At 46.8% G+C, this 14,957-nt stretch carries 14 protein-coding genes and 1 riboswitch; of the genes, 7 read left to right on the top strand and 7 right to left on the bottom strand.

Annotation, left to right across the window (positions count from 1 at the left end):
- Window positions 1-3: 3 nt before the first annotated feature.
- Genes cobD through btuB form a run of 7 tightly spaced genes read right to left on the bottom strand, consistent with a single transcriptional unit; the run spans window position 4 to window position 6,982 of the window.
- Window positions 4-1,014, bottom strand: a complete 1,011-nt coding sequence (gene cobD, locus R2Q26_RS08880) for a threonine-phosphate decarboxylase CobD (RefSeq protein ID WP_317535937.1) — start codon at window positions 1,012-1,014, stop codon at window positions 4-6.
- Window positions 992-1,903: an adenosylcobinamide-phosphate synthase CbiB gene (gene cbiB / locus R2Q26_RS08885; RefSeq protein WP_317535938.1), complete on the bottom strand. Its 912-nt coding sequence runs from the start codon at window positions 1,901-1,903 to the stop codon at window positions 992-994. Before cbiB ends, cobD begins: the two co-directional genes overlap by 23 nt.
- An 8-nt stretch (window positions 1,904-1,911) precedes the next feature.
- Entirely contained in the window at window positions 1,912-2,577 is a 666-nt protein-coding gene (gene bluB, locus R2Q26_RS08890; RefSeq protein WP_317535939.1) for a 5,6-dimethylbenzimidazole synthase, read from the bottom strand.
- Entirely contained in the window at window positions 2,574-3,863 is a 1,290-nt protein-coding gene (locus R2Q26_RS08895) for a cobyrinate a,c-diamide synthase (protein WP_317535940.1), read from the bottom strand. The genes bluB and R2Q26_RS08895 overlap by 4 nt, the downstream gene beginning before the upstream one ends.
- Entirely contained in the window at window positions 3,860-4,537 is a 678-nt protein-coding gene (gene cobO / locus R2Q26_RS08900) for a cob(I)yrinic acid a,c-diamide adenosyltransferase (protein ID WP_317535941.1), read from the bottom strand. Before cobO ends, R2Q26_RS08895 begins: the two co-directional genes overlap by 4 nt.
- A 4-nt stretch (window positions 4,538-4,541) precedes the next feature.
- Window positions 4,542-5,123 carry a hypothetical protein gene (locus R2Q26_RS08905; RefSeq protein WP_317535942.1) on the bottom strand — a complete coding sequence of 194 codons (582 nt, stop codon included), beginning with the start codon at window positions 5,121-5,123 and terminating at the stop codon, window positions 4,542-4,544.
- A gap of 14 nt (window positions 5,124-5,137) precedes the next feature.
- On the bottom strand, window positions 5,138-6,982 hold the full coding sequence (gene btuB / locus R2Q26_RS08910; RefSeq protein ID WP_317535943.1) for a TonB-dependent vitamin B12 receptor: 1,845 nt from the start codon (window positions 6,980-6,982) through the stop codon (window positions 5,138-5,140).
- A 131-nt stretch (window positions 6,983-7,113) separates the two neighbouring features.
- A riboswitch (cobalamin riboswitch) is annotated at window positions 7,114-7,336 on the bottom strand.
- A 381-nt stretch (window positions 7,337-7,717) separates the two neighbouring features.
- Between btuB and R2Q26_RS08915 the strand changes: the two genes are divergently transcribed.
- The 7 genes from R2Q26_RS08915 to R2Q26_RS08945 form a co-directional block, all read left to right on the top strand.
- Entirely contained in the window at window positions 7,718-8,128 is a 411-nt protein-coding gene (locus tag R2Q26_RS08915) for a hypothetical protein (RefSeq protein ID WP_317535944.1), read from the top strand.
- 117 nt (window positions 8,129-8,245) lie between these two features.
- A complete protein-coding gene (locus tag R2Q26_RS08920; protein WP_317535945.1) occupies window positions 8,246-9,172 on the top strand; it encodes a hypothetical protein in 927 nt (308 codons plus the stop codon).
- A gap of 95 nt (window positions 9,173-9,267) precedes the next feature.
- The gene (locus R2Q26_RS08925) at window positions 9,268-9,438 is read left to right on the top strand and encodes a hypothetical protein (protein WP_317535946.1); all 171 of its coding nucleotides are present in this window, start codon (window positions 9,268-9,270) and stop codon (window positions 9,436-9,438) included.
- A 354-nt stretch (window positions 9,439-9,792) separates the two neighbouring features.
- On the top strand, window positions 9,793-11,316 hold the full coding sequence (locus R2Q26_RS08930) for a DEAD/DEAH box helicase (protein ID WP_317535947.1): 1,524 nt from the start codon (window positions 9,793-9,795) through the stop codon (window positions 11,314-11,316).
- 3 nt (window positions 11,317-11,319) lie between these two features.
- Window positions 11,320-11,781 (top strand): YaiI/YqxD family protein, encoded by a 462-nt coding sequence (locus R2Q26_RS08935; protein WP_317535948.1) that lies wholly within the window; start codon window positions 11,320-11,322, stop codon window positions 11,779-11,781.
- A gap of 664 nt (window positions 11,782-12,445) precedes the next feature.
- Window positions 12,446-13,453, top strand: a complete 1,008-nt coding sequence (locus R2Q26_RS08940; RefSeq protein WP_317535949.1) for an IS110 family transposase — start codon at window positions 12,446-12,448, stop codon at window positions 13,451-13,453.
- Window positions 13,454-14,198: 745 nt separating this feature from the next.
- The coding region (locus R2Q26_RS08945) for a calcium-binding protein (RefSeq protein ID WP_317535950.1) at window positions 14,199-14,957 on the top strand (759 nt) is incomplete at its 3' end.

Consider the following 14,957-nt stretch of genomic DNA (forward strand, 5'->3'; position numbering starts at 1 on the left):
CCATTAAATTCGAGCCAGTGCCTTATCCAGTCGCTGCCAGTCAGCTTCAGTAGCGGGTAAACCGAAGCGCAGACTGCTCGGCTCACTGAAAAGTCGGGTCAGGATACCCTGAGCCGCCAGTTTTTCAAAGACATCACTCGCCTTTGCCGAACACACCCATTGAAAAAAAGCGCTGCCCCCGTGTGGAGGGAAATGATGTTGACTCAGTAATGAATGTAAGCGTTGACTATCCTGCAGCAGCTGCTGGCGTGCTTTTTCCTGCCAGTTCTTATCCTGCAGTGCTTGTATCGCCATCCAGCGTGCCGGTGTACTGACTGTCCAAGGACCAAGCAGATTATTGAGCGTCATTAATAATTGCGGCTGCGCACAAACAAAACCTACGCGTGCACCAGCCAACCCAAAGAATTTTCCTAAGGAACGCAACACAATCAGGCCTGGCTTCGCCGTATGGGAGGCAATACTCAATGCAGGGGTGGCATCGATAAACGCTTCATCTACAATTAACCAACCGCCACGTGTGGCCAGTTGCGCATGCCAGTTAAGTAGCTGGGTGATTGAAAATACCTCACCTGTCGGATTATTGGGGTGGATAATGATCAGTACATCAGTATTTGGTAAAGCTGCTGCTATTTGCTCAGATGTCACTGCCGAGACCGTATGATGGTTACGTTTCCATGCGTGGACATGCTCAGCATAACCAGGGCTCAGTACGCTGACATGTGAAGGTGCACGCAGTTGGGGCAATGCCTGGATAGCTGCCTGTGACCCCGCCACTGGCAAGAGAAACTCTGTTCCATAATAGCGATTGGCAGCAGCGTCCAGTTCATCCTCTTCTTCAGGCAATCGCGCCCAGCTGGATGCAGGCGGTGTTCTGACAGGCCAACCATTGGCATTGATGCCAGTGGAAAGATCAAGCCAGCTTTCCAATGGGATAGCAAAGCGCGCCGCTGCCGCGCGTAAGTGACCTCCATGATGCAACGAACCATGATTATTAAGCTGCTGCCATGTGTTCAAGGAACCATTCTCCTGTGCAGATAATAATCAGCCAGAGTATCAATGCGCGTTTGATCAATGCTAACGCACGATCAATGTCGCGGATTTCGGGTACCCGTCCTGTTCCCAAAAGAGGACGGGCTTCCAGTTTGCCGTGATAGCAGGCAGGTCCACCGAGTAAAAGCCTTAAGCTACCTGCACCTGCAGCCATAACTGGACCTGCATTGGGGCTTTTCCAGATTGCTCCTTGCGTGCGCCAGCATACTAAGGCATGACGCATTTCACCAGTTAGCGCATAGCTGAAAGCTGTCAGCCGTGCCGGTATGAAATTCAAACAGTCATCCAGCCGGGCGGCAGCCCAGCCAAAATGATTGTAGCGCGCATTACGATAGCCCCACATGGCATCCAATGTATTGATCAGGCGATAGGCAATGGTACCTGGTGTACCGGCAACAATAAACCAGAAAATGACACCAAAGATGGCATCATTGCCATTTTCTAAAACGGACTCAATCGTTGCTTGCGTGACACCGACATGATTCAATTTCACTGTATCACGGCTCACTAGCAAGCCTACCTGTTGGCGTGCAGCTATCAGATTATCTGCCAGCAAAGCATGCTTTACTCTACTGGCATGGGTGCCCAGGCTATTCCAACCAATCGCAAGATATAACACGAAAGCATCAATAGCCAAATGCCAGGGGATAAAATTGATCCACGTCGCAAGCAAGACCAATGGGGCAACCAATAGCAATACGGCCAGACTGCCCTGCACCCTGGCATCTGCGTAAAGATAGTGTTCAATAAACCCAGCCAGTTTGCCAAATCCTACCAATGGATGAAAACGACGCGGCTCACCGAGCCATGCATCCACTAGCAGTGCAATCACAACGACCAGAGTAGTGCTCATTTTTCAACCTAAAAGCCGTTTTTAGGTTCAATGTTGCCCCATGTGTTATGGAAAACCAATTCGTCTAATGGACGCTCATCTGCCCACCCTACCAGTTTTAACATCGGTACGGGATAGAACGCTTCGACATGACCCAGACACAAAATAGCGACCGGTTTGCTGCCTGCCGGCATATTCAATAACTGAGCAAGCTGAACTGGATCAAATAATGAAACCCAGCCCATGCCCAATCCTTCTGCACGGGCAGCCAGCCATAAATTCTGAATGGCACAAGCCACCGAGGCCAGATCCATTTCTGGCAAGGTGCGCCGGCCGAAGATATGCTGCTCGCGTTGGTCGCCCAAGGCAGCCACCAGCAGTTCTCCGCATTCACGAATGCCATCGATTTTTAAGCGCATGAATTCATCACCCCGCTCAGCCAGCGCAGTTGCAGTGCGAACACGTTCTTCCTCAACCAGAGAAGCCAAGGCATTGCGCAGCTGAGGATCAGTAATCCGTATAAATCGCCAGGGCTGCATCAAGCCGACACTAGGTGCCTGATGGGCGGCAGCGAGCAAGCGCTTAAACACAACCGGATCAACTGGACCAGGAATAAAATGGCGCATATCGCGGCGCTCGGCTATTACCCGGTAGATGGCATCTCGTTCTAATTGGTCGAAGGCATGGGGGTTCATGGTGAAAATAATGCAGCTGTCACAGTCGGGTTTGAAGGCATGTACCAATGCATAAAGGAAGCAGTTAAACGTCCTAAATGAAATAGCGCTTCAGGCTGAAGTCCTTTTCTTGCTGGTTGTGTCAATGCTGAGGGTTGAATGGCTGTTTCCAAATGTGAATGGTGGAAGGTATGTCCACGTAACTCTCCTTGTTGAAATCTGGCAGAATGCAGGCCTAAATTAACCAGATTTCGCTGCATAGTCGCTTTGCCTGAAAACAAATTTAGAAAATCAACTGTTTTGCCATGATGATCCGTAAGTGTTGAAAGCAAATAGAGCATGCCGCCACATTCAGCAACAATCGGCCTACCAGCCGCATAATGGGCATGAATGGCTTTGTGCATGCTTTGATTGGTTGCAAGTTTTTCCATGTATAGCTCAGGATAACCACCAGGCAAATAAAGGCTATCTGTTTCAGGTAATGAAGTATCATCAAGTGGCGAAAAAAATTTCAGTTGCGCACCCAGTGCTTCTAACAGATCCAGGTTAGCCTGATAAATAAAACTAAAAGCGGCATCAGTAGCGACTGCAATCCGTATTCCTTTAAGCTCTGGCGTTATGGTGGGCAAATCCTCTGGTGGCATAAAAGTTATCGTAGGCGGTAGTTCATGTAAGCCAGTTAAAGATAAGTATTCAGCTAACTGATCCAGATATTGATCCAAATGATTAATTTGTTTTGCCTGAACTAAACCCAGGTGACGGCTGGGTAATTTTCCGTTTATGTGGCATGGAAGTGAACCAAGCCACGGTAAATATTCTGGCAAGCTCTCTTTGAGCATTTCTTCATGAATAGAGCTTGCAACTTGATTAGCCAATACACCGATAACGTTGCACGAAGAGCGGAAGGTTGCCAGCCCGTGTGCCACAGCACCAAAAGTTTGGGCCATCGCAGCGGCGTCAATTACTGCCAACACTGGAATACCAAATGTTACAGAAAGATCAGCACTGGATGGCTCACCATCGAAGAGCCCCATGACACCCTCGATTAGAATCAAATCTGCGGTAGTGGCAGCCCGATATAAAAGTTGCTGGCAATGTGATTGACCACACATCCATAAATCCAGCTGATAAACTGGGTGACCAGATGCTTGCTCCAGAATCATCGGATCAAGAAAATCTGGGCCAATCTTAAATGCACGCACTTCTCGTCCTTGATTTCGATGAAATCGGGCGAGTGCGGCAGTAATTGTTGTTTTACCTTGCCCTGATGCTGGTGCCGCAATGAGTAGCGCTGGGCACTGTTTCACAAATCAATGCCTTTTTGCGCCTGAATGCCAGCCCGATAAGCATGTTTGATATCGCGCATTTCAGTTACTGTGTCAGCTACCTCACAAAGCGCTTCCGGAGCGGCACGTCCCGTAATGACTACATGCTGCATGGGCGGACGATTCTTCAGATCATTCAGCACCATGGTTAAATCCAGCCAGCCAAATTTGATTGGGTAGGTCAGTTCGTCGAGCACGATCAAATCCAGGGTCGGATCACGCAGCATTTCTTGCACAATAGCCCAGCCGCGTCGGGCCGTTTCACTATCCCGTGCCAGATCCTGCGTGTCCCAAGTGAAGCCTTCCCCCAGAACATGCCAGATCACATTTTCCTGATGCCGAAAAAAAGCTTCTTCGCCGGTATCTTTACGGCTTTTAATGAATTGCGCGACCCCTACCCGCATGCCATGTCCCAGCGCGCGTGCAATCATACCAAATGCCGAGCTGGATTTGCCTTTACCATTGCCGGTAAGAATTAGCAGCAAACCTTTATTCTGATCTGCGCGCGCAATGGCGCTATCGATCACTTCTTTCTTGCGCTGCATGCGCTCGCGGTAGCGCTTTTCCTTTTCTGAATCTGCCTTTTCACCATCCGGTTGAGGGGGAATGCAATGGCACGCAGTTTCGTTCTCACGATCCTCTTCAGAATCTGACATGATGTTAACCTGCTGAGGTGTTAGAAGAATTGAATTGCTGGCGTAGCGCTATAAATGCAGCATGCATGACTATCGCAATCCCTGCATAAATCAGAAATGATTCAATATACATCGGGAAATACCTGAACGATCTCTCAGCAAATTCAACCCATGTGGTAGCTTCAAAGCGGCCGGAGAAGAAATAAAAACCACCACCGGAAAATAGTTCGCACAAGATTAAACCTGTCATCATACTGAGAGAAAGTGGCATCAATGTACGCCAGGCAAATTGATGGTGATGAGCATACCAACGACCAGCGAACCATAATGAAATATAAGCAGGCAATAAAAACACATAAGCTGGCGTCAAACAGAAACCGCTGACACCCCCCCAGGTATAAGCTGCAAAATCGAGCCAGCCGCCAAGCGCCAGGAAACCCAGTAATGGCCATGCCGAACGTAAATAGACACCAGCCAGAAAGAAAATGAGCCAGGAAGCATCCGGCAGGTTATGCATTGAGGCAAAATGATGGCCCCGGGTAATTATCATCAGTAATGCCAGCGCAAGGCCGATGCCCATTTGATTGCGAGTGGATAAAGTAAACATATTTTGACTCCTTGTTAAGGTTGATAACGTAAGGTAGCGAAGAAATTACGCCCCGGCTGGTTGAAGAATGCTGCTGTCTCATAGTGTTTGTTAAACAGATTCTCGATACGTCCCAGTATCCGCCAGTGTTTGCTTATTATATATTCAGCGCGCAGATCGAATTTCACATAACTGTCAAGCTTGCGTGTATTGGCCAAGTCATCAAAGCGATCACCTTCAGCCATAAACATGGCGCCCAACCTGTATTGCCCAAATTGGCGATCAATATCCAGACGAAATGTCTGTTCTGCCCGTCTGGGTAATATATTACCTTTATTGGGTCCATCTGAGCGATTTTCAGGATCCAGAAAAGTCAGATTGCCATTCAGTTGCCAACCCATGATCTGTGTGCCGAGAACAGCTTCCAGTCCTCGGATACGCGCCTGCTCGATATTAGCTGGCGCTAGGATGTTGGCGTCAAACGCAATCAGCTTATCAATGCGGGTTTCATACACATTTAATGACCAATTGCCCCAGTCAAGGTTGCCACGTACACCAAATTCAAAACTGCGTGACTCCTCCGGACGCAGATTGGCATTGCCAAAGCCTGGAAAAAAGAGCTCGTTAAAGGTAGGCGCTTTAAAAGCACTGCCAAAACTGGCAAGCAGACGTACCTTGTCAGTAATGGCATAACCCCAGCCGGCACCTCCGGTAACACGGCTGCCAAATTGCTGATTGTCATCATGCCGCAGTGATAACTGCACGTTATGTGCCGCAATAGAAGCCAGATGCTGGGCAAAAACACCCCAATTGCTGCGTGAGTTCACGGTAAAAGCTTCTGTGCTGTTGACCTGATCGTGCTGATAATCCGTGCCTACTGTCAATTGATGATTCTGATGCAACATAAAATTATTTTGCCAGGTAACGGTGTCACGCGTTGTATCAAAGCGAGTCATAAAAACCTTGCCTAGAAAATTATTCGAGTCATCCCGGCTACGACCCGCAATAATATTTACCCGCCAAAAATCGAAGGGCGAGAAACGCGCAGAGCCACCGAAAACCTGTTGTGCTATGACAGCTTTGTTGACAAAACTGCCATCAAACTCCGTCTTGCCCGCTGAATGCATAAAATTACCCTCGATTTCCAATCCGTTCTGGAAACGATATCCTGCGCGGGCAGAACCAGCTACATTGCGATAACCATCCCGATCAGGCTCAATAGTAAAACATCCCGCAGTCTCCGAGACGGTACAGGCATTAAAACCGCTTGTGCCAATACCACTCACCGTCATATTGAACCAACCCTGCTTGCCACCGCCTGAAAGCCCGACCGAACCATTGAGCGTATTGAAGCTACCACCACCAAAACTAAAGCTTGGCTTAATCCCCTCACCCACACCCTTGCGAGTAAAAATCTGAATTACGCCACCGATCGCTTCGGAGCCATACAAACTGGAACGCGGACCGCGCACAATTTCAATGCGCTCAATCTGTTCAACAGGGATATTTTCAAATGCCGTCGTTCCCGATGTGGCTGATCCTGCCTTGATGCCGTCGATTAATACCAGCACATGATCAGATTCAGTCCCGCGCATACGCAAAAAAGTACCTTTACCCGGACCACCATCATTCTCAACATTGATGCCCAGTACACCACGGAACAAATCCTCGAGTGATCTTGCCTGTTGGCGCTCGATATCTTTGCGCGAGATCACAGTCACCGAAGCAAGCGATTCTTCTGTCGTCTGCGCAGTACGCGTTGCGGTGACGATAATGGGCTTTCCTTGATGGTCCATATTTTCAGCCAAGACAGTGGTAGCTACAGTCGTAGCTGCACCTAGCCATAACACAGCCATTGCCGATAATCGGCATTTTTGCATGATCTTATTCCTCCGCGCACACCCGCGCGTTGTTAGGTTAACAGGTCCGTCTTGCAGAGGAATTGAGTAATAGACAAGCAGATCGGCTTTGAAAAAAGCCGATCAAAGTGCCGGTTACCGCCCTCCGCAATAACATAGTATTTACTTCAGGCCGGTCTCCGGACTCATGAGCGGAATATATTCCAGATCTACGCCTTCCCATGTCATCACACAGTGGCATGATGTAGATCGTTAACTCATTTACCGTTGCGGGGGCAGTGCTGGCATTGTCTGAATCGAATCAAAGTGCACCAGCTTCCCGTTTAACGTTCAAGATAAAAAATTCAAGAAGGCACCTGAGGTAAGTGGCGCGCAGACTACAGAATTAAAAAATGGGTGTCAAGTTTTATGGGGTGATAAGAATGAAGCGGTTCAATATCCATTCCCCATCGGCTCTGGCTGTTGCTTATTGTGAAAAAATACGACACTTTTATTCAGGCATATAAGATTGCTTGGCTCGATAACTGCGATGCCTAAGCTTGAGTTAGTCACGTCCCTAATCCAAAAGCCATGATTCATTCATCATATTTGTGGATCTAACAAAGCTTGTTATGATGAAGACTAAATCGACGCAATTCTATAAATATATGGAGATAACATGTACCTTGTCGTGTTAGATGTCATTTTTGACGTAATATATTGCGTCATTTCGGACGTCTAATTCTAGTTATAAACCCCTAGAGAGCAGGGCAACCAATGGGAAATAGAAAAATAAAATGGTTGATATATACAGTCTTGGTAGGACTAATTCCAATATTATCAAGACTTATAGTCTGGGCCGTCACAAAAGAAGGTAGTGTAAATCTGCTTTCTCCATCCGACTTCGTTGCATTCGGTTTGGTGCTTCATATTTCAAATATCAATGAAATAGAACACTTCTCTGGCATTGAAAGGGAATGGAAAACAGCTCAAAACGGAATATCAATAGCTTTTATAGCCTTCTATAGTGTTTTATTCGCTTTGACACTGATTGGAGATGGTATTGTCGATGTTGCTGCTATAACGATCTGCACCATTATTTTGTCTTTGGTTTCATTTTTAATTAGCTATTCAGTTTACGACCGAATTTCAAAAATCATTAGCTTAGAGTCTGGAGGTGCTGTATGACAACGCTCATAGTCGCAGTCACCATAATACTGGCTTTGACTGGGGCTGGCATTGCCTTATGGTCACTTTCAAATACTCGGAAAAAGTATTACAAGGAATACACGAAGAGAAAGAGAAATGATTAAGAATTTTATATACTTAGATGAAGAAAAAATGTATTCACTTTCTTCTCAGTTATTTGAGGGTGTTACCGAGTATATTTTAAATGAGTCCTTTTCGGGGAAAGATGAATCTGAAGAGCAAAAGGGTCCCGTGGGAAGCGGTAGGATTTTGGGTGACATTTTAAGAAATAGCGAAAGAAAAACAGAGAAAAAATTCCTAAATGATTATTCATTTAACATTTTCGAGAAAAAGCTACTAGAGGACGAAAGAGTTACAATCGTACCAAACACTGCAACAAGTGAGCCATTTTCAGAATATAAGTCGTTTATTAAAATAACGTCAAAGGCAACATTTAACGACATTAACTCAATAAATACAACGATCAAAAACTTTAATACTATAGGCAAGGCATTAGCGCACGTTACAAATTTTAAGGAAATTTCTGCGGTTAGAGAACAATTAGAAAGAGCCAAACAAAGCACCAGCGATAGAAACAGCAAAAGTAAATTGCAAGCTCAGTTTAAGTCTTTAACCAATATCAATAAATTAGCTACTGAATCAGGCTTACAACAAGATCAACAGCTTCTTGATGACCTTGCTTTACTCTTGGCTTATGGATTTCAAGATCAACTTGAAGTACAAATGAATAATGCGGGCAATATATTTTCTGCAAACCTAAACCGCTCTTTCCTTAGAGAGCCAGAAGAGTTGGTTATAAGGAAATACTCAAGGCAAACCGAGGTTGCGTTTACCTTGTTTGGGATAGTCACTCAGTATCAGAGAGAAAAGCTAGAAGATCCTGAAGAAAAAGAGGAACACGGCAGCATAAAAGAAGCACTAATGAACTTGGTTTCTCATTTGAGCAATCTTGAAGCCACCTTTACTGGGAGGCTCAGTAACGAAATAATCATTGATCCAATAGCATTATATACCGAGATATAGGTTTATAACAAAAAGCTGCACACGGATAAATTACTCGCTGCACTCCTAATTTACCGGTGAGCTTGGCGTTGGGCAGACGAACAACGGACAAACGCATGACCAAGAGTCCTAGTAACTCCGTGAGCACAGAGCAGCCAAAAGTATTCCTGAGCTACAGCCACCGAGATCGTCGCTGGGCCGACCGACTTTTGACTCACTTTCGTGCTATTGCCGACAACGTCTCTGTGTGGTCCGATGCGCAGGAAAAGGTGTCAGTCATTGCATAGTGCATGAAGTGCATTTAGGATACGCAGCAAACACAGAGTCAATATACGAGGTCTTGTTTCTGCAGCACTACGAAAAAAGGGTGTCAGTCATTGCATCTTGCGCGGACAAAAGGGGACGCTACCTGAGGCATCCCAGTATTTTCTGCATGGTTTTGCTCTTATAAAATAAATCCATTTTTCGTTCTGCAAGTCAGTATAATACGAAATCCCTGCACCCAACCAATCACTGCAGCGGTCTTTCTTCTCATCTGATGATCAGTCCGATATTTTTTGATGTCGATTATTACTGATCCTTTATTCGTCTGCCTCGATTGGTGCTACTTATGAGTAACAGGCCGTCGCAGGAGTATTACCTTGTCTGTTCAACCAAAAACTCTAGAAACAACCCCTATCACCCCTAGTTTCAACAAACTGGGATTAAGTGAGCCCATCTTGCGCGCCATTGCCGACGCTGGCTACATCACGCCTACACCCATCCAGCACAAAGCTATTCCGCAAATATTGTGTGGTAGCGACCTGCTTGCTGGCGCGCAAACCGGTACCGGCAAAACTGCCGGCTTCACATTACCCATCCTGCAATTACTGAGTCAGAAGAAAGCTGCCAGCTTGGCAAAAGGCCGTCCACGCTGTTTAATCTTGACACCCACGCGCGAACTAGCCGCACAAGTAGAAGAATCGGTCAAAACCTATGGCAAATATCTGTCGCTTACTTCCAGCGTCATATTTGGCGGGGTAAGCATCAACCCGCAAATTACGCGCTTGCGCAAGCCGCTGGATATCCTGGTCGCCACCCCTGGCCGTCTGCTCGACCACATTGGCCAGAGAACGCTGGATTTATCCGGCATTGAGATTCTCGTGCTGGATGAAGCTGACCGCATGCTGGATATGGGTTTCATCCACGATATTAAAAAAATTCTTGCATTGCTTCCTAAACAAAGGCAGAGCCTACTGTTCTCCGCCACCTTCTCAGACGAAATCAGGGTGCTGGCCGCTACTCTGCTAGGGAATCCAGCTTTTGTTGAAGTGGCACGCCGCAACACTGCTTCGGAACTGGTCGAGCAAACGGTGCATTTAGTGGACCAAAGCCATAAACGTGATCTGATGAGCTATCTGATCAAATATCATAACTGGCAACAAGTGCTGGTTTTTACCCGTACCAAACATGGTGCCAATCGCTTGGCAGAAAAGCTGATCAAAGATGGGATCGAAGCTGCCGCGATTCATGGCAACAAGAGTCAAGGCGCCCGCACCAAAGCATTATCCCAATTCAAGGAAGGAACCGTACAGGTGCTGGTTGCAACCGATATCGCCGCACGCGGGCTGGATATTGACCAACTGCCGCAAGTGGTAAATTTTGAACTGCCGAATGTACCTCAAGATTATGTGCACCGCATTGGCCGCACTGGCCGTGCAGGTAGCCCTGGTGCAGCGATATCGCTGGTAGACCGTGAAGAAATGAAATACCTTCGCGACATAGAACAGTTGATAAAACGTGAGCTTCCCAAAACAACTGCCGTAGGCTTTGTCGCACCTACCAAAATTGAACCTGAAGCCCCCAGGCCATCGAACCAACAACGACGCGCCACCAGCCGCGGCAACAAGCCACATCAGATCGAGTGCAAAGCAGGGGAGCGCGCTAAGCAAGCAGTAAATAGTCGCGCGGAAAATAGGCGCCCGGAACAACCCAAACAACACAACCCAAACCGTACCCCCCGCTCAAAACCAGCAACCACTCAGCAGCGCTCAAACAATGCACAAAACTCACCCCAGAAACAACCTGCCGGAAAAATGTCTGAAGCCGCACGCCATCAGGCCATGCCCCAGACAACCTGGTTTTCGCCAAAATCAAGCCACCATTCAGGCAATCGCGGGCGTTAATCGATGAGAATTTGGGTAGACGCCGATGCTTGCCCTGTCGTCATTAAGGAAATTTTGTTTCGTGCAGCAGAACGCACCCAAATTGTAACCACACTGATTGCCAACAAACCGCTGCGTATCCCACCATCACCTTACGTCAAAGCGCAACAGGTACCAAGTGGCTTTGATGTGGCGGATAACAAGATCATGTTGGCACTGCAAGCAGGTGATCTGGTCATCACTGCTGACATCCCGCTTGCGGCACAGGTAATTGCAGCGGGCGGTCATGCCCTCAACCCGCGCGGCGAACTCTACACCACCGACAACATCAAGGAGCGCCTTTCCATGCGCAATTTTATGGAAGAATTACGCAACAGCGGAGTGGATATTGGGGGGGCCTCTTCCTTTAGCCAGGCTGATCGTCAAGTATTTGCTTCGAAACTCGATTGGTTGTTGGCGCACTATTTCAGATCCCCTACTTCATGAATTGCAATGCAATTGACCATGTGCAAAATACTCTGCACGAATCAAGTTATCTGTTTGAGCTGGCCAGCTGATTGATAGCAATTTTTAATTGCGCTGCCACAGCATCAACTGTGATCACCTCAAAAACCCAAGGTATTTCAACAGCTGTCAGCGGCGCCTACCCTTTATTGCTCTCCTTTTTCATTCCTTGGGCGCCCTAATGGACGATAACGCAACAATCTAACCGCAATCTTTTCCAATCCTCGAATAATGCACACAAAGGGTCGGATCTTGCTTTTTGCAGCACTAGGCGAATACTGACATGTAAAAGTTTAGATTTAATCTGACGAATTCAAAAAAAGGTGTCAGTCATTGCATAGTCCATGAAGTGGATGAAGCGCATTTAGGATACGCAGCAAACACGTGATTAGGTCTTGTTTTTGCAGCACTAAGCAAATACTGACAGTCAAAAAATAAAACCTCGTATATTGACTCTGCCGATGAAAAATACTGCAATAGTAGTGTTGAACAGGCTGAACCGTAAGACACCGACAAGACTTTAGGTGTATGAGCCTGTGGGTCAGATAGGTGCTACGGTTCATTTCTCATTCAATTAAACCGAACGGTAACTTGGGTTGACTGCTAGACAGATAAAACCTGCATACGAGGAAGGTACAAATAATGAATGAAACAGCCTGTGTGGGCTGGCATTGATGTAGTCAAGCGTAAATTCGATATAGCATTACTCATCAACAACAAAATCAGAACCAAAGTGTTTGACAATACGCCTGCAGGCTACAAGGCTTTTACAGATTGGCTTAGTGAGCGTGGCACAATACCTGAGCAAACACATCTATGCGTGGAGGCCACTGGTCCTTATAGCGAAACCTTGGCAACCAACCTTGTGGCAGAAGGCTGGCGCGTGAGTGTGGTGAATCCAGCCCGCATCAAAGGCTTTGCCCAAGGCGAGCTCGCGCGCAATAAAACGGATCGAGCCGATGCCACGTTACTGGCCAGATTTTGTGCAGCTATGCACCCTGGTTTTTGGACACCTCCACCCGTTGCGTGGCGTGAATTACGCGGTTGGGTCGATTGCTTGCAAGCACTCAAGGAAATGCATCAGCAAGAAAGTAGCCGCATAAAAGCGCATCTGGCAAGTGGACAAATACACTTAGTGCAAGATATTCAAATCCATTTGGACTGGCTCAACAAGCAGATTAAAGAACTAGAACGCAGAATCAACGATCACATCGACCGGCACCCTGATCTCAAGCGTGACTGCGAGCTGCTCCGCAGCATTCCTGGCATCGGTGATACCACCATTGCAAAAGTGTTGGCTTATGCGGGAGATGTACGACGTTTTACCAATGCCAAGGCATTGGCAGCTTTCGTTGGTGTAACGCCCCAACAACGCGTATCGGGTAGTTCCGTCAAAGGTAGGACGATGATGAGTCGTACTGGACACAACGCGCTACGTCGTGCGTTGTATATGCCTAGCTTGGTAGCTAGGCATCATAATCCTGTACTAAAAACATTCGGTGATAGATTAAGTACCACAGGCCTAGCTCCCAAGGCCATTGTAGGAGCAGTCATGCGTAAACTGGCACATTTGATTTATGGAGTTATTAAATCAGGGCAGCCATTTGATGCAAGCTTCAATCATTCAGCACTTGTAATTCAAAACAGTATCTGACCCCATCCTGTTTTTTTTGACGCAATAACGATTGTGACCTACGCTTGTGGTTTTCAACAGGTCGGAGGCAGTGGATTCTTTATTTGAGGAAAAGAATGATAACCAGAGCATATGTCGGATGGCGCCACGCTTATCCGACCTACGCGAGCTTTGCCATTGACCAAGCAGGATCACCTTGAACATCATCAGCGCGTTAAACGGCTCCTGTCCTCCACCTTTCGATAGGTCGCGTTTATAGATACCTCTAAGATTCAATCGTAACTTCTCTCAATCAATCAGTGCATCAATCTTCATCAGTATACTGTCTTGCTTTAGGCGTTGCACCAGTTCTATTGAGCCAAAACTCATCTGCATCTTCTACTCCAACTGCCTTTACCTCTCGCCATTTTAATTATTTATTTGGCTAACGGGTAAGTTGTGCAGGAGTTTTAAAAAGTTTATTTATCACTTTGTTCGTCTTGTCTGCTGTACCGAAGTACGATGTACCAAGGTACGATAGACAAAAGATGTACGATTTATCAATATCACACCACAGCAAGCAATTCAATAGAATTTTCAGGGTTGTACAGAGGTCTTAAATTGATTACTACTCCAAAATTTGATGAATAGTTCGGTAAACTGAATCTGGTAATCCGCAATAAATTGCTGTCTCGCATTGATCAAGTTCAAGTTGGTAATTCTGGTAATTCGTGTGAAATGTTACATCGAAATATTTTAGAAGCATCACTAACTAACTGGAGGTTTTATGGCACTTATTATTGGTACTGATGGCAACGATACGCTGACCGGAACTGCGGATAATGACACGCTGACGGGCTTAGCAGGCAAGGATACGTTGTTTGGCAATGCTGGCAATGACACACTTGATGGTGGCGCAAACAATGACATACTCAATGGCGGTGCTGGAGCCGATATCATGAGCGGTGGACTCAACAATGACATACTCAATGGCGGTGCTGGAGCCGATACCATGAGCGGTGGACTCAACAATGACATTTATATTGTTAATAATACTGGTGACGTTGTCATTGAAAATTTCAAGGAAGGCACCGACAGGGTCAACAGCAACATAACCTACGCACTATCAGCCAATGTGGAGAATCTCACCTTGACAGGTACATTGGCCATTAACGGTACCGGTAATGACCTGGCTAACATATTGATAGGCAATTCAGCGACTAATCAGCTGAATGGTGGCGCAGGTAATGATACGCTCAATGGCGGTGCTGGAGCCGATACCATGAGCGGTGGATCCGGCAATGACGTTTATACGGTTGATAATACTGGTGACGTTATCATTGAAAATCTCAATGAAGGCACCGACCAGGTCAACAGCAGCGTGACCTACGCACTATCAGCCAATGTGGAGAATCTCACCCTGACAGGTACATTAGCCATTAACGGTACCGGTAATGACCTGGCTAACACATTGAAGGGCAATTCAGCGGATAATCAGCTGAATGGCGGTGCTGGAGCCGATACCACGAGCGGCGGACTCGGCAAT

Origin of the sequence: Nitrosomonas sp. Is37 (assembly GCF_033063275.1) — a bacterium.
Taxonomy (GTDB): domain Bacteria; phylum Pseudomonadota; class Gammaproteobacteria; order Burkholderiales; family Nitrosomonadaceae; genus Nitrosomonas.

What these genes read in the sequence shown, in the direction of transcription:
- cbiB (WP_317535938.1), bottom strand. Translation starts at nt 1,903, where the DNA reads ATGAGCACTACTCTGGTCGTTGTGATTGCACTGCTAGTGGATGCATGG.
- bluB (WP_317535939.1), bottom strand. Translation starts at nt 2,577, where the DNA reads ATGAACCCCCATGCCTTCGACCAATTAGAACGAGATGCCATCTACCGG.
- cobO (WP_317535941.1), bottom strand. Translation starts at nt 4,537, where the DNA reads ATGTCAGATTCTGAAGAGGATCGTGAGAACGAAACTGCGTGCCATTGC.
- R2Q26_RS08905 (WP_317535942.1), bottom strand. Translation starts at nt 5,123, where the DNA reads ATGTTTACTTTATCCACTCGCAATCAAATGGGCATCGGCCTTGCGCTG.
- btuB (WP_317535943.1), bottom strand. Translation starts at nt 6,982, where the DNA reads ATGCAAAAATGCCGATTATCGGCAATGGCTGTGTTATGGCTAGGTGCA.
- R2Q26_RS08915 (WP_317535944.1), top strand. Translation starts at nt 7,718, where the DNA reads ATGGGAAATAGAAAAATAAAATGGTTGATATATACAGTCTTGGTAGGA.
- R2Q26_RS08920 (WP_317535945.1), top strand. Translation starts at nt 8,246, where the DNA reads ATGATTAAGAATTTTATATACTTAGATGAAGAAAAAATGTATTCACTT.
- R2Q26_RS08925 (WP_317535946.1), top strand. Translation starts at nt 9,268, where the DNA reads ATGACCAAGAGTCCTAGTAACTCCGTGAGCACAGAGCAGCCAAAAGTA.
- R2Q26_RS08935 (WP_317535948.1), top strand. Translation starts at nt 11,320, where the DNA reads ATGAGAATTTGGGTAGACGCCGATGCTTGCCCTGTCGTCATTAAGGAA.
- R2Q26_RS08940 (WP_317535949.1), top strand. Translation starts at nt 12,446, where the DNA reads ATGAAACAGCCTGTGTGGGCTGGCATTGATGTAGTCAAGCGTAAATTC.